Below are 17,932 nucleotides of genomic sequence, written 5' to 3' on the forward strand. Positions count from 1 at the left end.
CGGTAATAAGAAGCAACCCCGAACCGGTCATCTGTGACAGGTCACACCGGGACGGTGAGCGTCGCTCGCGCCGGCGAGCGGCCGGATCATCCCGGAGCGGACGAAGAGCCCCCGGTGAGAGGTGCCGCCGCCGTACCGTCCCGGGCGGACGGGTCCTCTCGGTACGCTTGCGCTCATGTACGGCTACGACCAGAACGTCGGCGCACAGCAGGGGTACGCCCCGCCGCAGCAGCCCATGTCCGGCGGCGTGGGAGGGTACGGCCAGCAGCCGCCGCTCTACCCCGAGCCGTCCCCGCCCTCGCTCGCGGACGCGGTGCGGGCCTTCACGACCGGGCAGGTGACGGCCGAGGACTTCCAGCAGGTCTTCGCGACGTCGAAGGTCTACTGCCCGCGCGGCGACAACCCGGGATTCCTCGCCCTGCACAACACCCAGCAGCCGGTGATCCCGATGTTCACCTCCCTCAAGGAGCTGCGCCGGTACGCGGGCAAGGAGTCCAAGTACTTCGTGATCACCGGCGCGGAGGTGATCGACCTGCTCCCGACCGGGTACGGCTTCGTCCTCGACATGGAGGGCGAGCACCGCATGGTCTTCGACGCGAAGGCGGTCGAGCAGATGGTCGAGTTCGCGATGCGCCGCATGTACGGCTAGAGCGGGTGGTCGCTGATCGCGTGACGGGACCCGTGAGCCCGGAGGGAATGCCCTCCGGGCTTTCCCTGTTAAGGGTGGCAGAAAGTTCAACGCTCAACTAAACTGGCCGCACAAGGAGGTACCGACATGCCTGCAGTGACCGTCGAGAACCCGCTGACGTTGCCGCGCGTGACCGCGCACGCCGACGCCGTGGCACGTCCCGTGCTCACCGTCACGACCGCGCCGAGCGGTTTCGAGGGCGAGGGCTTCCCGGTGCGCCGTGCGTTCGCCGGGATCAACTACCGTCACCTCGACCCGTTCATCATGATGGATCAGATGGGCGAGGTGGAGTACGCGCCGGGCGAGCCGAAGGGCACCCCCTGGCACCCCCACCGCGGCTTCGAGACCGTCACCTACATCGTCGACGGCATCTTCGACCACCAGGACTCCAACGGCGGTGGGGGCACCATCACCAACGGTGACACCCAGTGGATGACGGCCGGCTCCGGCCTCCTCCACATCGAGGCGCCGCCGGAGTCCCTCGTCATGTCCGGCGGTCTCTTCCACGGCCTGCAGCTGTGGGTGAACCTCCCGGCCAGGGACAAGATGATGGCTCCCCGCTACCAGGACATCCGCGGCGGCCAGGTCCAGCTGCTCACCTCCCCCGACGGCGGCGCGCTGATGCGTGTCATCGCCGGTGAGCTGGACGGCCACCAGGGCCCCGGCATCACCCACACCCCGATCACGATGATCCACGCGACGCTCGCACCGGGCGCCGAGATCACCCTGCCGTGGCGCGAGGACTTCAACGGCCTCGCCTACGTCCTGGCGGGACGCGGCGCGGTCGGCCAGGAGCGGCGGCCCGTGCACATGGGGCAGACGGCGGTGTTCGGTGCCGGTGGGTCGCTGACGGTCCGCGCGGACGAGAAGCAGGACTCCCACACCCCGGACCTGGAGATCGTCCTCCTCGGCGGACAGCCCATCCGTGAGCCCATGGCGCACTACGGCCCGTTCGTGATGAATACCCGCGAGGAACTCCAGCAGGCCTTCGAGGACTTCCAGAAGGGCCGGCTCGGGACGATCCCGGCGGTGCACGGGATGTCCGAGGGCGGACTGTAGGCCTTGGCTGCGGCCCTTCCTCAGGCATCGGCGGCTGCGGCGGATTCCGTGCCGAGCTGTGTCAGTACGGTGGTGAAGGCGCGAGGTGGTCAGCCACATGGGAGTCTCGATCACCAACAAGTGCGCGGAGGAACAGCGAGTGAAGGCGACCTTCGCGCTGGTGTCCGCGTCGGGTCCGCAGCCTGAGTGCCATGCCCTGCAGCCGGGCCAGGAAGTGACCCAATGGGTCAGGCCGCTTCCTCCGTCTTCTCCCATGTGGTCACGTCCAGGGTGACGGAGGACAGGCCGTACTCGTCGTCCTTCTGCCATCCGAGGACCCGGATCGCCGCGACGCGGTTCTCGTCGGTGAGTACGCACGCGGTGAGCCCCCGGCGGATGGTCTTCGCCTTGATGGCGAAACCGAATTCGGTGGCCGCGGAACAGCTCTCGGCGGTCGCCTCGCCACTGACGGTGGCGAGGTCACCGTGGTCTCCCGCGATGGTGTAGCCGTCGGCGTTCGACAGCAGGTAGAAGGAGATGTCGGGCTGGGCGTTGGTGAAGTCCACGTCCAGGCTCGTGCCGGAACGCAGGACCACTTTGCGTTGCTCGCGGACCGCGGCGGCCGCTCCCGTGACGTCGGCCGTGGCGCCGCCGGACGCCGGAGCGCCGAGGACGCCCGACGGGGAGGGCGTGACGGAGGGCGTCGGTGCGGCGGCGGATCCGGTCCGGCCGGCTGTCCGGTCAGCGCCGGGTGTGCCGTTCGACTGCGTCAGCACCTGGTAGGCCACCACCCCGCCCACGGACAGCACGGCGGCGGCCACGAACGCGAGGGTGGGGCCCTTGAAGGCGAGCTTGAAGCCCCGGCCGCCCACGGAGAGGCTGGACGAGGGCGAGCTTCCGTGCGCCTCCTGCATCACCCGTGTGACCTCGGCGTCCGCGACGGCCCGGGTGCGCCGGGCGTCGGCCTCGGCCTGCGCCCGGATGGTCATCGCTTCAGCCTCCCCCTGTGCCTGGATCCTCGCCGACTCCGCCATACCGGCGCTGTACTCGCGCATCATGTGCGGTGTGAACGCGGCCCCCTCGGCCCCGTCCTTCCGGGATGCGGACTTGCCCATGTCGCTCCTTGCCTGCCGTAGGGACACGGCCAGGGCACACATCGTGCAGTTCGGGAGGCGACGATCGCCGTCACTCACACAGGGGTCACTCGAAAGAGTGGTGTAGTGGGATAATTGACGACCCGTCACCCGACCGGTCCGTCAGCGAAGGACAGCCCGCCCTCCCCGTGCTCCCCTGGAGGAGTGCAGGAGTCCCGCCCGCTGCTCCCCGGCCCCGTCCGCCGTCTCGCCGCCTGGTGCGCCACGATCCTGCTCGTCTCCGGGGTCGTCTACGTCGGGATCCAGCTCTGCGCGCAGGTGCGTACGGCCGTGGTGCCGGTGCTGCTCGCGCTGCTCGGGACGGCGCTGCTGCGGCCCTTCCACCGGCGGTTGGTGAAAGCGGGGGTCAACCGGTCCCTCGCCGCGGGGGTGACCTGTGTGGCCGTCGTCGCCGTGGTCGGCGGGGCCGTGTACATCGTCGTCGCCGCGCTCATCGACACCGGGGACGAGATCATCGCCTCGCTCAGGGACGCGGCGCGGGGGATCGCCGACCACTTCGGGGCCGCCGGGACCTCGCTCGACGACATCGCCGCCAACGCCCGGGAGCTGCTCACCAAGTTCGGCGGCACGGCCGCTTCCGGGGTGATCAGCGGGGTCAGTGTCGTCGGGGAGAGCATCGCCATGGCCGTCCTGGCGCTGCTGCTCGTCTTCTTCTTCCTGCGCGATGCCGACCGCGCCGTCGGCTCGCTGCGGTCCGCCGTCCCCGGTGCGGCCGGTGACACCGTGGAGGCGATGGCACGGCGGGCCTTCCGGGCCGTCGAGGGGTTCATGCGCGGGACCACCCTCATCGCGCTCATCGACGCCCTGTGCATCACCGTGGGACTGCTCATCCTGCGTGTTCCCGGCGCCGCGGGTCTCGGCGCGCTCGTGTTCGTCGGCGCTTACATCCCCTACCTCGGCGCGTTCCTCTCCGGGGCCCTGGCCGTGCTGGTCGCGCTCGCCGACCGGGGATTCGTCATCGCGCTGTGGGCGCTCGGTGTCGTGCTCGCCGTACAGGTGCTGGAGGGGCACGTGCTCCAGCCGGCGATCCAGAGCAGGACCGTGCAGATGCATCCCGCGGTGGTGATGCTCACGATCACCGCGGGAGCATCCGTGGCCGGCGTCCTCGGCATGCTCCTCGCGGTCCCACTGACGGCGGCCGCCTTCGGAGTCGCACGCGAACTACGGGCCCGCTACGGCACGTCTGCGGAGTCCTCCGGGGCCTCGTAGCGACCGTAGCGACCCGTGGGCGTGTCAGCAGCGTCCCGAAGGTGTGTCAGCGTGCGTTGCCCTCGGGCTCGTACAGCTCGAACCAGATGCTCTTGCCCTCGCCGCGCGGAGCAACCCCCCACGTGTCCGCGAGGAGTTCGATGAGGAGGAGGCCGCGGCCGGAGGAGGCGAGTTCGCCGGGTCTGCGTTTGTGGGGGAGGTCGTCGCTGGTGTCCGCGACCTCGATCCGCATCCGGCGCCCGGCCGGGCCGTCGGTCACCTCGGCGACGAGGAGGGCGTCGGCGTCGGTGTGCACGAGCACGTTGGTCAGCGCCTCGGAGACGAGGAGGACCGCCGAGTCGACCTGGTCCGCGCAGGACCAGTCGTGCAGCAGCTCACGCAACTGCTGACGGCCCTCGGCGATCCGCTCGGGCTCGTCCTGCGCGATGGTCAGCACGGTGCGGCGCACACTCGGCCGTACGGCGACGGTGTCCCCGCAGCCGCAGCCCTCACCCTGCCGGCACAACAGCAGTAGGGCGATGTCGTCCTCGCGACGGTCGGCCAGCGGGCCGGTGGTGTGGTGCGAGGACGGCCCGTGCACGGCCTGGACCAGGGCGTCGGCGAGCCCCTCCAGGTCGCCCTCGTGGGCCTCCAGGGTCTTGCGGATGCGCTGCCAGCCGGTGTCGAGGTCGTGGCCGCCGGTCTCCAGCAGACCGTCCGTGCAGATCATCATGGACTCGCCGGGCTCCAGGGCGAGCCGCGTGGTCGGGTAGTCGGAGTCCGGATCGACACCGAGGGGCAGGCCGCCTGCTGTGGGGCGGACGATCACCGTGCCGTCCGCCATCCGGATCGCCGGGTCCAGATGGCCCGCGCGGGCGGTCTCCAGGACCCCCGTCACCGGGTCGACCTCGACGTACAGGCAGGTCGCGAAGCGCAGGCCCGCCAGGTCGTCGTCGGAGTGCGTGATGCCGTAGAGGAAGCGGGAGGCGCGGGTGAGGACCGCGTCCGGGCGGTGGCCCTCGGCGGCGTACGCCCGCAACGCTATGCGCAGCTGTCCCATCAGGCCCGCCGCCCGTACGTCGTGCCCCTGCACATCCCCGATGACCAGGGCGAACCGGCCGCTGGGCAGCGGGATCATGTCGTACCAGTCGCCGCCGACCTGGAGGCCGCCGCCGGTCGGGATGTAGCGGGCGGCGAGGGTCATGCCCGGTATCTCGGGGCCGAGCTGGGGCAGCATCGAGCGCTGCAGCCCGTCGGTCAGCTCCCGCTGCGTCTCGGCCGCACCGGCCCGGGACAGGGCCTGGGCGAGCATGCGGGCCACGGTGGTGAGCACCGAGCGCTCGTCGGGCGTGAACGCCACCGGGTAGGCGAAGGCCGCCATCCAGGCGCCCATCGTGCGGCCCGCGACGATCAGCGGCAGGAACGCCCAGGACTGGCGGCCGAACTGCTGGGCCAGAGGCCAGGTGAGGGGATAGCGCTCCTTGTACTGCTCGGGGGTGGAGAGATACACCGCCCGGCCCGTGCGCACCACCTCCGCCGCCGGATAGTCCGTCTCCAGCGACATGTGCGTGAAGGGACTCTCGTCGCTCGGCTCCTGCCCGTGGTGGCCGATGATCGTCAGGCGGTCGCCGGTGATCCCGAACACCGCGAGACCGTCCGGTGAGAAGCCCGGCATCGACAGCCCCGCCGCGACCCGCAGCACCTCCTCCGTGGACCGTGCCTCCGCCAGTGCCCGGCCGGCGTCCAGCAGGAACGCCTCCCGTGAGCGCCTCCAGTCGCCGGTGACCGCGCTGCGGCCCGCCGGGGTGCCCGGCGACGGCTCGGTGACCTCCTGGAGGGTGCCGATCAGCTCGTACGCCTTCCGCACCGGGTCGAAGGACGGCTTGGACCGGCTGCGTACGACCCGGATGATCCGGCCCTGGTCGTCCATGACCCGCACCCGCACCTCGGCAAGGGTGCTCTCGGCGACGGCGAGCTGCACCACGCCGGTGATCTCGTTCCAGTCGACGGGGTGGAGACGGGCCCGGGCCTGGGCCTGGGTGAGGGTGGTCTGCTCGGCGGGCAGCCCCAGCAGCCGTGCTGCCTCCGCGTCGACGGTGACCAGCTCGGTGGCGGTGTTCCAGTGCCACAGGCCGGTCGCGAGGGCGGCGAGGACCTCCCCCACGGCGGGCAGGGGCTCGCCAGTGCGCATTGCCCCAATTTAAGGACAGAGGCTCGAGAAGTGCCACTGATCGCCGACAGAACCGCCGCACAACAATGGTGGGGAGGCGATTACGGGGTGCCCGGTACGCTGGGGGGTGTTTCACGTGAAACACCGGCTGAAACAGACCCCGATCCGCGAAGACTGGATGAACGACGATGCATCGGTACAGGTCCCACACCTGCGGCGAGCTCCGCGCCTCTGACGTCGGCACCGACGTCCGGCTGAGTGGCTGGCTGCACAATCGGCGCGACCTGGGCGGCATCCTCTTCATCGATCTGCGCGACCACTACGGCATCACGCAGCTCGTCGCGCGCCCCGGCACCCCGGCGTACGAGGCCCTCGACAAGCTCACCAAGGAGTCGACGGTCCGCATCGACGGCAAGGTCGTCTCCCGGGGCGCCGAGAACATCAACCCCGACCTGCCCACCGGTGAGGTCGAGGTCGAGGTCGGCGAGGTCGAGCTGCTCGGCGCCGCCCAGCCGCTGCCCTTCACGATCAACACCGAGGACGGGGTCAACGAGGAGCGGCGCTTGGAGTACCGCTTCCTGGACCTGCGCCGCGAGCGCATGCACCGCAACATCATGCTGCGTACGGCGGTCATCTCGGCCATCCGTCACAAGATGGTCGCCCTCGGCTTCAACGAGATGGCGACGCCGATCCTGACCGCGACCTCCCCCGAGGGCGCCCGCGACTTCGTCGTCCCCTCGCGTCTGCACGCGGGCCGGTTCTACGCCCTGCCGCAGGCCCCGCAGCAGTTCAAGCAGCTGCTGATGATCTCCGGCTTCGACCGCTACTTCCAGATCGCGCCCTGTTTCCGCGACGAGGACGCGCGCGCCGACCGCTCGCCGGGCGAGTTCTACCAGCTCGACGTCGAGATGAGCTTCGTGGAGCAGGAGGACGTCTTCCAGCCCATCGAGCAGCTCATGACCGAGCTGTTCGAGGAGTTCGGCAACGGCCGTCACGTCACCTCGCCGTTCCCGCGGATCCCGTTCCGCGAGGCGATGCTGAAGTACGGCTCCGACAAGCCGGACCTGCGCGCCCAGCTGGAGCTCGTCGACATCACCGACGTCTTCGAGGGCTCGGAGTTCAAGGCGTTCGCCGGCAAGCACGTCCGCGCGCTGCCCGTCCCGGCGGTCCAGGACCAGCCCCGCAAGTTCTTCGACCAGCTCGGCGACTACGCCGTCTCGCAAGGCGCCAAGGGCCTGGCCTGGGTCCGTGTAGCCGAGGACGGCTCGCTCTCCGGCCCGATCGCCAAGTTCCTCACCGAGGAGAACGTCAAGGTCCTCACCGAGCGCCTCGGCCTGGAGGCCGGTCACGCCGTGTTCTTCGGCGCGGGCGAGTTCGACGAGGTCTCGAAGATCATGGGTGCGGTGCGGGTCGAGGCCGCCAAGCGTGCCGGGCACTTCGAGGAGAACGTCTTCCGCTTCTGCTGGATCGTCGACTTCCCGATGTTCGAGAAGGACGAGGAGACCGGCCGGATCGACTTCTCCCACAACCCCTTCTCCATGCCCCAGGGCGGCATGGAGGCCCTGGAGACCCAGGACCCGCTGGACATCCTCGCCTGGCAGTACGACATCGTCTGCAACGGCGTCGAGCTGTCCTCCGGCGCGATCCGGAACCACGAGCCCGACATCATGCTGAAGGCGTTCGGCATCGCGGGCTACGACGAGGAGACCGTCGAGCGCGAGTTCGCCGGCATGCTCCGCGCGTTCCGCTTCGGCGCCCCGCCGCACGGTGGCATCGCGCCGGGCGTCGACCGCATCGTCATGCTGCTGGCCGACGAGCCCAACATCCGCGAGACCATCGCCTTCCCGCTCAACGGCAACGCCCAGGACCTGATGATGGGCGCGCCGACGGAGCTGGACGAGACGCGCCTGCGCGAGCTGCACCTCTCGGTGCGCAAGCCCCAGCCGAAGTAAAGGCCCTCCTCGGAACTCCGGGACACCAGTCGGCCCCGACCTGCGCGGTCGGGGCCGATTTTCAGAGCGTCAGCTGGATCTGCTCGACGACCAGTGACTCCTTGTCCGCGTTCATGTGTTCGCTTCGTCCGCCGGGCACTCGACGAACAGATCCTCCGCCGCGGTGGCCGTCAGGGAACGGTCGAACCAGAGGGTGAGGGTGTCGAGGTACGCGTACCCGCGCTGGACACGGTGCAGAAGGACGCCGTCCGGGTCTGCGTTCGTCGATGCGGCTGCACAGCTTCAGGCGATGCGAACACTCTTCCGTAAAGTGGAGTCGGCGTCGCTCGACCCTGTGAAGTCCCGGGACTTCATCCACCGTCTCGCGGGGGAGCTGTAGACGTGATCCAGTGGCAGAAGTCGTCCTTCTCGAGCGGTTCCGACGGGGCTTCGTGAGCAAGTGGACCGACGCCGGCTACGAGGGCGGCCACACCTGTCACACCGGCCGGTTCTTCTTCGACGAGGAATCCGTCCTCGCCTCCGCCGAGGTGGAGCCGTACTCCACCAGCGCCACCGAGCGCACCACCCTCACCGAGGACACCATCTACGACCAGAGCGGCACTCAGGGCGGCCTGCTCAAGCTGAAGTACGACAAGAAGAACATCGCGAAGGGCGTGATCGGCTCCATCACCATGGGCGTCGACCCCGACACCACCCACGACGGCACCGACGACGCCGTCCAGCCGGGAGCCTCCGCTTCCGCCTCTGCCTCCGCCTCGGCGAGCTGACGCCGACAGGGAAGGGCGCCCGGAGATACGTACCTCCGGGCGCCCTTCGCCTTCAACTGCTCTACGACAGCGTCTTGTAGCCGCCCCAGCCGGTACCGACCTGCGTCCGGCCGCCGAACGAGCCCTTCCCGTCACCGTTGATGCGGAAGAGGTTGCCGCTGGCGTCACGCGACACGATGTCGGCCCTGCCGTCCCCGGTGATGTCCCCGACGCCGACGACGGCGTCGTAGGAACCGCCCCAGTCGGTGAACACCTTCGTGCGGGCCTTGAAGGTGCCCGTGCCCGTGCCGTCGTACCGGTACAGGTTGTTGGACTTGTCCTGTGCGATCAGGTCGCCGACGCCGTCGCCGGTGATGTCGCCGACGCCCACGATCTTCTTGTACGTCCGCCAGTCCGCGAAGATCTTCGCGCGGGCCGAGAAGCCGCCCGTGCTGGTGCCCTTGTACAGGTAGATGTCTCCGGTCGTGGCCTGGCGCGCCACCAGGTCCGGGCGGCCGTCGCCGCTCACGTCACCGGGCGAGGCCAGCACGTCGTACTGGCTCCAACCGCTGGTGCCGGCCGTGGTGTAGGCCGTGGTCGGCGTGACCGCCTTGCCGCACACCGGCTTGTAGAGCCGCAGCGACCCGTTGCCCTGCCGCACGAGCACGTCGTTGCAGCGGTCGCCGCTCAGGTCACCGAACGGCACCGGCGTGATCGACGTGGGCCAGCCCGTGCCCGTGACCTTCCCCGAGAACTTGCCGCCGTAGTGGACGGACAGCGCCCCTGACGAGTTCAGCGTCAGCAGATCGCCCGTGCCGTCCGGGGTGCCCGAGGCGCCGCCGAAGTCGCGGGCGACGGCCGCGCCGCCCGAGACGGTGACCGTGCCGGAGGCCAGCTTCACGGCGGTGGTCGCGCCCTGCTGGGTGGCGTCGAGCGTCCAGGTCAGGGGGCCGTTGGGAGCGTAACCGCCGCTGATGGTACGGCCGTTCCAGCTCGCCGCGACCTTCAGGTCGGCGGTCGTGCCGGTGAGGGAGCGGACGGTCCTGCCCGCCGAGTCCTTGATCGTCACCGACCAGGAAGAGGCGGGCCGGCTCAGCTGCCAGGTGGGCGCCCAGACGGTCGCGGGGGTGGTGCTCTTCAGCGAGGCCGCCGTCGGGACGGTGGAGCCGGTGACGGCGAGCGCGGGCCAGGTGGTCCGGGAGCCCCACAGCTGCGCGTTGCCGCTGTCGGTCTTGGCGGCGGACCAGACGGCGGTGGCCCCGCCGTCCGGGCCCACGCTGATGCCGTGGCCCCAGGCGTTCGTGGAGCCGGGCAGTTGGGTCGGCGCACTCCACGTACCGTCGGTGCGGACGGACTCCCACAGGGCTCCGCTCTGGTTCCACAGGGCGCGTACGGTGCCGTCGGCGCCGATGGTGGCGTCGTACGACTCGCCGGCGTAGGACGTCGACAGGGTCCGCGGGGCCGACCAGGTGCCGGTCGCGGCGTCGCGGGTTGCTGTGCGGGCGCTGAACGTCGTGGTGTAGTCGACCCAGACGAGGGTGACGTCGCCGTCGGGCGCGATGAGCGGCTCGGGGGTGCTCGCGAGATCGTCGCTCGCGCTCACCGTCTCGGGCACGGACCAGGTGCCCGCGGCGGACCGGGTGGACGTGAGGATGGTCGTGTCCTCGGACTCGTCGGTGCCCGGCCAGGCGAGGGTCAGGGTGCCGTCCTCGCCGGCCGTGACCTCGGGGTCGCCGACCGACTGGTAGCTGCCGGTCGCGGCGGCGGGCGCGCTCCACTCGGTGGCGCCGGCCGCGCGGGTGACCTCGATCAGCCTGGCGGACGGGCCGTCCCACTGCTTGTAGACGACGACAGTGGTGCCGTCGGAGGTGACGGTGACGCTCGGCTCGTAGGCGGAGTCGGCGCCGTCCGCGACGGCGGTGCTCAGCGGCACCGGCGCGGACCAGCTGCCGTCGCCGCTCCGGGTGGAGCCGTAGACCTCGGCCTCGGTGCCGGCGGCGGTCCGGGTGGCCCATACGGCGGTGAGCGTGCCGTCGGGAGCCTCGGCGAGGTCGATGCCGGCGTCGCCGCCCCAGGCGGTGTCGGTGCCGACGATCTCGGCGGGCGCGGACCAGACGGAGTGGTCGGCGGACAGGACGGAACCGACGAGGCGGGTGGCGTAGTTGCCGTCGCCCGGTGCGGTGTTGTCCGGGAGTTCCACCCATAGAGCGGTGACCGTGCCGTCGGCCGAGGCGTGCAGCTGGGCGGCGCCGGCCTCGGTCGGGGTGGTGGCGAGGAGCTTCGGGGCTCCCCAGGTGTCGCTGCCCTTGGCCCGGACGGCCGCGTACAGCTTCCGTTCGCCGCCGCCGGTGCGCGCGAACTGGTTCCACAGCGTGACGGCGGACCCGTCGGGGGCGGTGACGACGTCGAGGACGTCGGTGGAGACGTCGGTGCCGGTGATGGCGGTGGCCGTGGTCCACGGCACCACCGGTGCGGCGACGGCCGCCGACGGAAGGACGGCGCCGCCCGCGACCGCGAGCGCCACCGAGGAGATCGCGACCGCCAGGCGGCGGCGCGGCAGGGCGTATCTGCCCACGTGTTCTTCCCTCCCCACGAAGGGACACGCTCCCTTCGCACAAGTGAGCGGACATTACCAATCGTTGGGACGAACTGTCGCAGGAAAAAACGCCGTGCCCGGCGGCAACCCCCGTGCCCGCGGTGACCACTGAGGGGTCGTGAGCACCGTTCACCGGAGCTTCACCGCACAGCAGTTGTCCCCCACACTCTTAAGGACTTCCTCAGTGGCAGCACCCTCCCACCGCCGGTCCCTCCGCAAGCGCCGCACCCTCGTCGTCTCCGCCGCCGTCGTGGCCGCGGGTGTCGGCGCGGGCTTCCTGGTGATGAACGCGAGCGCCGCCCCCGTCGACCTGTACCACCAGACGCTCGCCGCGAAGGACGGCTGGGCGTCCTCCGGCACGGGGACGACCGGTGGCACGAAGGCCGACGCCGCGCACACCTTCACGGTCTCCACTCGCGCGCAGCTGGTGAAGGCGCTGGGGTCGGCCACCGACACCACGCCCCGGATCATCAAGGTCAAGGGCACGATCGACGCCAACACGGACGACGCGGGCAAGAAGCTGACCTGCGCGGACTACGCGTCGGGCACCGGCTACTCGCTCTCCGCCTACCTGAAGGACTACGACCCCGCCACCTACGGCCGCTCCAAGCTGCCCTCCGGCACCCAGGAGAAGGCCCGCGCCGCGGCCCAGGCCAAGCAGGCGAAGAACGTCGTCTTCAAGGTGCCGGCCAACACGAGCCTCGTGGGCGTGCCCGGCACGAAGGCCGGGATCACCGGCGGCATGCTGCAGATCCAGAACGTGGACAACGTCATCGTCCGCAACCTCACCTTCGCCGCGACCGAGGACTGCTTCCCGCAGTGGGACCCGACCGACGGCGACGACGGCAACTGGAACTCCAACTACGACTCCGTCACCCTGCGCGGGGCGACCCACGTCTGGGCCGACCACAACACGTTCACCGACGGCCCGCACTTCGACAGCGCGAACCCTAAGTACTACGGCCGCGAGTACCAGATCCACGACGGCGCCCTCGACATCACCAAGGGCTCCGACCTGGTGACCGTCGAGCGCAACCAGTTCACCAACCACGACAAGACGATGCTGATCGGCAGCAGCGACACCGACAGCGTCGGCAAGCTGCGCGTCTCCATCCACCACAACGTGTGGAAGGGCATCGTCCAGCGCGCTCCCCTGGCCCGCATCGGCCAGATCCACATCTACAACAACGTTTACGACACCACGCCCCTCAACGGCTACGCGCCGCAGTACAGCATCAACTCCCGCGCAAAGGCCCAGGTCGTCGCCGAGAACAACTACTGGAAGCTCCCCTCCGGCGCAAAGCCCGCCAAGGTACTGAGCGGCGACGGCACGGGCTCCGTCGCGGGCGGCGGCAACCTGGTCAACGGCACGGTCACCGACCTCGTCGCCGCGTACAACGCCGCGTCGTCGAAGAAGATCAAGACCACCGTCAACTGGACCCCGGCCCTCACGTCGGGCCTGGAGACGTCCGCGAAGAACCTGCCGACGTCGCTGGGGACGACGACGGGGGCGGGGGTGCTCTCCTAGAAGGGTGAGGGGCCCGGGGCGTGTTCCCGGGCCCCTTGCGGCGACGTCGTGTGCGCGGCCCGCCTCCCTCTTCTCGAGCGACTTGGCAGTCGCTCAGGACTGGGCCTCGGCCCAGAAGTTGAAGATCCTTGAGAAGCCCGCCCGTACGGCGCCGCGCCGCGTGAGCACGGACCGGTCGACTCCGGAGAAGAGAACCGCGAGGGAGACGTCGGCGGGCAGGACCCGGCCCGCCGCCCGCACGGTCACTTTCCTGCCGCTTCCGAGACCCGACTGCCGCACCGTGATGACGACACCGGGGTCTTCGGCGTCGGGCTGCCGGGACAGCGTGTACGCCCGGCGGTCGATCGCCGTGAGCCTGTACGCGTCACCCAGATACGTCATGTGCAGGGAGCGCCCCCGGTGCGTAAGCGCCCACCGGGCCCGGCTCATCCGCACGAGTCCGTCGCCCACCCGGAGCGTCGCGCGGTTGAGGGTCGGCATCGACAGGACGTCCGTGTGCACGCCACGCGTCTCGAACGTGGCCGTGGGGACCAGACCACCGCGCACATTCGTGGCGATCGCGTTCGGCATGTCCCGGCCCGCCGGGTACACCACCCGGATGTCGCCGAGCTCCGGAGAAGTGCCCTCCCAGCCGAACTTCGTTCGCCCGGCGGGCTGTTTCTCCTTCCGGTACGTGAGTGTGAACGAGCTGATGGTCGTGTGCATGCCATCCCTTGCTGGTCGAACGGGTTGAGGGCGCTGCCCGTCCGTCGCCGATCGCCTCTTTGGTTGTCCCAGCCTATTTGCGAGGATCGGGCAGGGGACGTCGAGGAATTCCCAGAGGGCGGTTCGTGAGTCGTTTCGCCGCGTACAACGCCGCGTTGTCGAAGGACCTCAAAGACGAAGGTGAACTGGACACCGGCGGGTCAGGGACAGCGCCTTGTCACGGATCCTGCGTCGTGCGGGCGGCTGAGGCCTGCCGAGTGTCCGCGCCGGAGCTGACGGTCCGCTGAGTCTCCTGGGGACCGTGCCAGTCCAGGCACACCACGGTGGCATCGTCTTCGAGCCGGCCGCCAGCGGCGTCCAGGACCGCGGACGTCAGCGTCAGCGCGGCCTCCCGTGGGTGCAGGTCGCGGGTCTGCTCCAGCAGGGCAAGCAGGTCGACCTTCTCCCCGTGATGTTCGAACATACCGTCGGTGAGCATGAGCAGACGGTCACCGGGACGCAGATCGAGGTCTTGAACGCGGTACTGGTGGGGCACGTAGACGGACAGCCCGAAGGGATGGTCCACCTCGCAGGTGATCGCCTCCGCGGCCCCATCGCGCATGCGCAGTGGCCAGGGATGACCGGCGTTGACGATGCGGGCCTGCCCGGTGTGGAGGTTGATGCGCAGCAGCTGCCCGGTGGCGTGACCATGGCCGTGGTCAGCCAATGCCTGGTCGGCTTGGTGGGCCTGCTCGCCCAGGCCGGCCCCTGCGCGGCGGGCGTTGCGCAGGGCGCCCACCAGGATCGTGGCGGCCAGGGCGGCGTCGAGGTCGTGGCCCATCGGGTCGGTCACCGACACGTGCAGCGTGTCGCGGTCCAGCGCGTAGTCGAAGGTGTCGCCGCTGAGGGCCGCGGAGGGCTCCAGGCTTCCGCACAGAGTGAACTGTGCGGCCTCGCAGGACAGCGACTGTGGCAGCAGCTGGTACTGGATCTCTGCTGCCAGGGTGGGGGGCCTGGAGCGTTTGCCCCAGGTGTAGAAGTCGGTGAAGCGCCCGTTGGCGATCACGACGTAGGCCAGGACGTGGGCGGCTTCCCCGACCGCTACGAGGACGTCCTCGCTGGGAGCGGCCGGGAGGAGCAGCTCCAGCAGCCCGATGGCGTCGCCCCGGTTGGTGACCGGCACGATCACGCGCTGTCCCTGAGCGGTCGCCTCCTGATACATCCGCTGGGTACGGATCACCTGCTCGTAGGCGCTGCCGAACAAGGGGATCCGCTCCGCTTCCTGCCCGGCCTCCCCCGCCCCGGCGGTGGCCAGTCGTGCGACCGCCTTTCCCGTCAGGTCCACGATGAGGAAGGAGACCTTCGTGGCCTCGAAGCGCCGCCGCAACTCCTCCGCGACCACGTCGACGGCGTCCACCGGCGCAGCCCTCTCCGCTGCCGTCAGCAGCCGGGGAAGTTCGCTCTGTCCACCATTCACGGCCGCGGTCCCTTCTGCCGACCTCACCCCAGCTTGGGCACCGCCACTGCCAGCGTCAATCGTCGGCGAGCATCTCGGTGGCGGAGGAGGCGGTGAGGGCTCGGTCGAGCCAGTGACGCAGGAGGTCGAGGTCGTTGCAGGAGGTGATGCGTTCCCGTGTCTCGTCGGGGACGTCGATGCCGCGCCGCTCCAGGACGAACAGGATGTCCTCGGCCCGGCCCTCGGCCCGGCCCTTGGAGCGCGCTTCGTCGCGGACTTCTTCAAAAAGGGGCGACTTGTAGAAGGAGAGGCCCACGGCCACCAGTTTCCTCCAAAGTGCTGCGGCGGGCAGGTTGCCCAGGCCTTGTGAGATGAATTCGATGATGGGGTTCTTGACGACGTCCGGAGTGTCCCGCAGAACGGTCGTCATTGCCTTGAGTATGGCCGAGATGTCCGGGTTCTTGCCGTGTGTGATAGCGGACAGCGTGGCGAGCGCGAGATCCTTGCGGGCCTCGGCCGGGTCGGTGATCATCGGCATGCGAGGTGGCGCGCGCTTACCGTGAACAGTGATGACGCGGATGCGTAGGGTGACTGTCAGGCAGCATGCATTGGTGGGCCTCAGCTCGGGTTGGCGCCGGACGCGTGGGCGGACTTCGTGATGTATGCGTCCGGCAGCTGACGTTTCCCTACCTGGCGACGAATTCCGTGAGGATCGCCTGGACCTCGTAGATGTCGACGCCCTTGGTGAAGGTTTTCTCGATGGGCTCGTGGGTGCCGGAGAGCCAGATCTTGAGTTCGGCGTCGAGGTCGAAGTGGCCGGCCGTCTCGACCGAGAAGTGGGTGATGCTGCGGTACGGGACGGAGTGGTACTCCACCTTCTTGCCGGTGAGCCCCTGCTTGTCGACCAGGATCAGGCGTCGGTCGGTGAAGAGGATGGTGTCGCGGATGAGCAGGTACGCGGCGTGCACCTGCTCCCCGTGACCCAGCAGGCGCTGGTAGTCCTGCTGGGCCTTGTCGGGGCTGACGGTGTGCGCGTTTCCGAACAGTGCCATGTATCGGAGGACGCACAGGGGGGCGGGGAGGGTTGCGTACGGAGGTGCTACGCGGTCGGCTTCTCCTCCAGGCGCGGGAAGAGGACCGCACCCTTCGTGACCGTCGAGCCCGCCGGGAGCACGCCCCACTCGCCCGCCTCGTGCACGTTCTGGTCCGCGAGGGCGCCGAGGGACGCCTCCGCGCCCAGGGAGTCCCAGAGCTTCTGGGAGGTCTCCGGCATGACCGGGTTCAGGAGGACGGCGACCGCACGGAGGGACTCGGCGGCCGTGTAGAGGATGGTGGCGAGGCGGGCCTTGCCCTCGGCCGAATCGTCCTTCGCGACCTTCCAGGGCTCCTGTTCCGTGATGTAGCCGTTGACCTGCTTGACGAAGTCGAAGACCGCCAGAATGCCGCCCTGGAAGTCCAGGTCGTCGCCGATCTTACGGTCGGCTTCGGCGACCGCCTTGGCGAGGCCGTCGTGGACCGCCTTCTCGGCCTCGCCGTCGGCCGTGGACTCGGGCAGTGTGCCGCCGAAGTACTTGCCGACCATCGCGGCGACGCGGGACGCCAGGTTGCCGTAGTCGTTCGCGAGCTCGCTCGTGTAGCGGGCGGAGAAGTCCTCCCACGAGAAGGAGCCGTCCTGGCCGAAGGCGATCGCGCGCAGGAAGTACCAGCGGTACGCGTCCACGCCGAAGTGCGAGGTCAGGTCCTGCGGCTTGATGCCGGTCAGGTTCGACTTCGACATCTTCTCGCCGCCGACCATCAGCCAGCCGTTGGCCGCGATCTTGCCGGGGAGGGGGAGGCCCTGCGCCATCAGCATCGCCGGCCAGATCACCGCGTGGAAGCGGAGGATGTCCTTGCCGACCAGGTGGACGTCGGCCGGGAAGGTGGCCTCGAACTTCTCCTGGTTCTCGTTGTAGCCGACCGCCGTGGCGTAGTTCAGCAGCGCGTCGACCCACACGTAGATCACGTGCTTCTGGTCCCACGGGATCGGGATGCCCCAGTCGAAGGTCGAGCGGGAGATGGAGAGGTCCTGCAGGCCCTGGCGGACGAAGTTCACGACCTCGTTGCGCGCGGACTCGGGCTGGATGAAGCCGGGGTTCGCCTCGTAGTGGGCGAGGAGCTTGTCGCCGTACTCGCTCAGCTTGAAGAAGTAGTTCTCCTCGCTGAGGATCTCCACGGGCTTCTTGTGGATCGGGCAGAGCTTCTGACCTGCGAAGTCGCCTTCGCCGTCGAGGAGCTCACCGGGGAGCTTGTACTCCTCGCAGCCGACGCAGTACGGGCCCTCGTAGCCGCCCTTGTAGATCTCGTCCTTGTCGTACAGGTCCTGTACGAACTCCTGGACGCGGTCGGTGTGCCGCTTCTGCGTGGTGCGGATGAAGTCGTCGTTCGCGATCTCCAGGTGCTCCCAGAGGGGGCGCCAGGCCTCGTTGACGAGCTTGTCGGCCCATTGCTGAGGGCTGACGCCGTTCGCCTCCGCGGTGCGCATGATCTTCTGACCGTGCTCGTCCGTGCCGGTGAGGTACCACACCTTCTCGCCGCGCTGACGGTGCCAGCGGGTGAGCACATCGCCTGCGACCGTCGTGTAGGCGTGGCCCAGGTGAGGAGCGTCGTTGACGTAGTAAATGGGGGTGGAGACGTAGTACGCCTTGCCACCCTGCTTCTCTGATCCAGTGGCCGCCATGCCCGAAATCCTACTG

At 69.5% G+C, this 17,932-nt stretch carries 13 protein-coding genes and 1 pseudogene; 6 read left to right on the forward strand and 8 right to left on the reverse strand.

Features of this window, described 5'->3' with window-relative positions:
- Positions 1 to 175 precede the first annotated feature (175 nt).
- Positions 176 to 649 carry an SseB family protein gene (locus AC067M_RS25345; RefSeq protein ID WP_133928138.1) on the forward strand — a complete coding sequence of 158 codons (474 nt, stop codon included), beginning with the start codon at positions 176 to 178 and terminating at the stop codon, positions 647 to 649.
- A gap of 126 nt (positions 650 to 775) precedes the next feature.
- A complete protein-coding gene (locus AC067M_RS25350; RefSeq protein WP_478699315.1) occupies positions 776 to 1,747 on the forward strand; it encodes a pirin family protein in 972 nt (323 codons plus the stop codon).
- A gap of 227 nt (positions 1,748 to 1,974) precedes the next feature.
- Here AC067M_RS25350 and AC067M_RS25355 read toward each other — a convergent pair whose 3' ends face one another.
- Positions 1,975 to 2,841: a hypothetical protein gene (locus tag AC067M_RS25355; RefSeq protein WP_478699316.1), complete on the reverse strand. Its 867-nt coding sequence runs from the start codon at positions 2,839 to 2,841 to the stop codon at positions 1,975 to 1,977.
- Positions 2,842 to 3,024: 183 nt separating this feature from the next.
- Between AC067M_RS25355 and AC067M_RS25360 the strand changes: the two genes are divergently transcribed.
- The gene (locus AC067M_RS25360) at positions 3,025 to 4,089 is read left to right on the forward strand and encodes an AI-2E family transporter (RefSeq protein ID WP_478699317.1); all 1,065 of its coding nucleotides are present in this window, start codon (positions 3,025 to 3,027) and stop codon (positions 4,087 to 4,089) included.
- Positions 4,090 to 4,135: 46 nt separating this feature from the next.
- Here AC067M_RS25360 and AC067M_RS25365 read toward each other — a convergent pair whose 3' ends face one another.
- Positions 4,136 to 6,259, reverse strand: coding sequence for a SpoIIE family protein phosphatase (locus AC067M_RS25365; RefSeq protein WP_478699318.1), 2,124 nt, complete (start codon positions 6,257 to 6,259; stop codon positions 4,136 to 4,138).
- 167 nt (positions 6,260 to 6,426) lie between these two features.
- On the opposite strand from AC067M_RS25365, the gene aspS reads away from it, so the two are divergent.
- Together aspS and AC067M_RS25375 are read left to right on the forward strand one after the other, a co-directional pair.
- Positions 6,427 to 8,190 (forward strand): aspartate--tRNA ligase, encoded by a 1,764-nt coding sequence (gene aspS, locus AC067M_RS25370; protein ID WP_478699319.1) that lies wholly within the window; start codon positions 6,427 to 6,429, stop codon positions 8,188 to 8,190.
- Between the two features lie 437 nt (positions 8,191 to 8,627).
- Positions 8,628 to 8,957: pseudogene (locus tag AC067M_RS25375) on the forward strand (peptidase associated/transthyretin-like domain-containing protein); the annotation flags it as partial.
- Positions 8,958 to 9,018: 61 nt separating this feature from the next.
- Here the strand turns inward: AC067M_RS25375 and AC067M_RS25380 are convergent.
- Positions 9,019 to 11,511, reverse strand: coding sequence for an FG-GAP-like repeat-containing protein (locus AC067M_RS25380; protein ID WP_478699320.1), 2,493 nt, complete (start codon positions 11,509 to 11,511; stop codon positions 9,019 to 9,021).
- Between the two features lie 205 nt (positions 11,512 to 11,716).
- Between AC067M_RS25380 and AC067M_RS25385 the strand changes: the two genes are divergently transcribed.
- Positions 11,717 to 13,060: a pectate lyase family protein gene (locus tag AC067M_RS25385; RefSeq protein ID WP_478699321.1), complete on the forward strand. Its 1,344-nt coding sequence runs from the start codon at positions 11,717 to 11,719 to the stop codon at positions 13,058 to 13,060.
- 93 nt (positions 13,061 to 13,153) lie between these two features.
- Here the strand turns inward: AC067M_RS25385 and AC067M_RS25390 are convergent, their stop codons facing one another.
- The 5 genes from AC067M_RS25390 to metG form a co-directional block, all read right to left on the reverse strand.
- On the reverse strand, positions 13,154 to 13,765 hold the full coding sequence (locus tag AC067M_RS25390) for a hypothetical protein (RefSeq protein ID WP_478699322.1): 612 nt from the start codon (positions 13,763 to 13,765) through the stop codon (positions 13,154 to 13,156).
- A 217-nt stretch (positions 13,766 to 13,982) separates the two neighbouring features.
- Positions 13,983 to 15,161 carry a PP2C family protein-serine/threonine phosphatase gene (locus AC067M_RS25395; RefSeq protein ID WP_478699475.1) on the reverse strand — a complete coding sequence of 393 codons (1,179 nt, stop codon included), beginning with the start codon at positions 15,159 to 15,161 and terminating at the stop codon, positions 13,983 to 13,985.
- 115 nt (positions 15,162 to 15,276) lie between these two features.
- A complete protein-coding gene (locus AC067M_RS25400) occupies positions 15,277 to 15,738 on the reverse strand; it encodes a hypothetical protein (protein ID WP_478699323.1) in 462 nt (153 codons plus the stop codon).
- A gap of 148 nt (positions 15,739 to 15,886) precedes the next feature.
- Positions 15,887 to 16,252, reverse strand: a complete 366-nt coding sequence (locus tag AC067M_RS25405; protein ID WP_478699324.1) for a PH domain-containing protein — start codon at positions 16,250 to 16,252, stop codon at positions 15,887 to 15,889.
- Positions 16,253 to 16,299: 47 nt separating this feature from the next.
- Positions 16,300 to 17,916, reverse strand: a complete 1,617-nt coding sequence (metG, locus tag AC067M_RS25410) for a methionine--tRNA ligase (RefSeq protein ID WP_478699325.1) — start codon at positions 17,914 to 17,916, stop codon at positions 16,300 to 16,302.
- Positions 17,917 to 17,932 lie beyond the last annotated feature (16 nt).

The sequence above is a fragment of the Streptomyces sp. NPDC043427 genome (assembly GCF_056436655.1).

What these genes read in the sequence shown, in the direction of transcription:
- AC067M_RS25345 (WP_133928138.1), top strand. Translation starts at nt 176, where the DNA reads ATGTACGGCTACGACCAGAACGTCGGCGCACAGCAGGGGTACGCCCCG.
- AC067M_RS25350 (WP_478699315.1), top strand. Translation starts at nt 776, where the DNA reads ATGCCTGCAGTGACCGTCGAGAACCCGCTGACGTTGCCGCGCGTGACC.
- AC067M_RS25355 (WP_478699316.1), bottom strand. Translation starts at nt 2,841, where the DNA reads ATGGGCAAGTCCGCATCCCGGAAGGACGGGGCCGAGGGGGCCGCGTTC.
- AC067M_RS25365 (WP_478699318.1), bottom strand. Translation starts at nt 6,259, where the DNA reads ATGCGCACTGGCGAGCCCCTGCCCGCCGTGGGGGAGGTCCTCGCCGCC.
- aspS (WP_478699319.1), top strand. Translation starts at nt 6,427, where the DNA reads ATGCATCGGTACAGGTCCCACACCTGCGGCGAGCTCCGCGCCTCTGAC.
- AC067M_RS25390 (WP_478699322.1), bottom strand. Translation starts at nt 13,765, where the DNA reads ATGCACACGACCATCAGCTCGTTCACACTCACGTACCGGAAGGAGAAA.
- AC067M_RS25400 (WP_478699323.1), bottom strand. Translation starts at nt 15,738, where the DNA reads ATGCCGATGATCACCGACCCGGCCGAGGCCCGCAAGGATCTCGCGCTC.
- AC067M_RS25405 (WP_478699324.1), bottom strand. Translation starts at nt 16,252, where the DNA reads ATGGCACTGTTCGGAAACGCGCACACCGTCAGCCCCGACAAGGCCCAG.
- metG (WP_478699325.1), bottom strand. Translation starts at nt 17,916, where the DNA reads ATGGCGGCCACTGGATCAGAGAAGCAGGGTGGCAAGGCGTACTACGTC.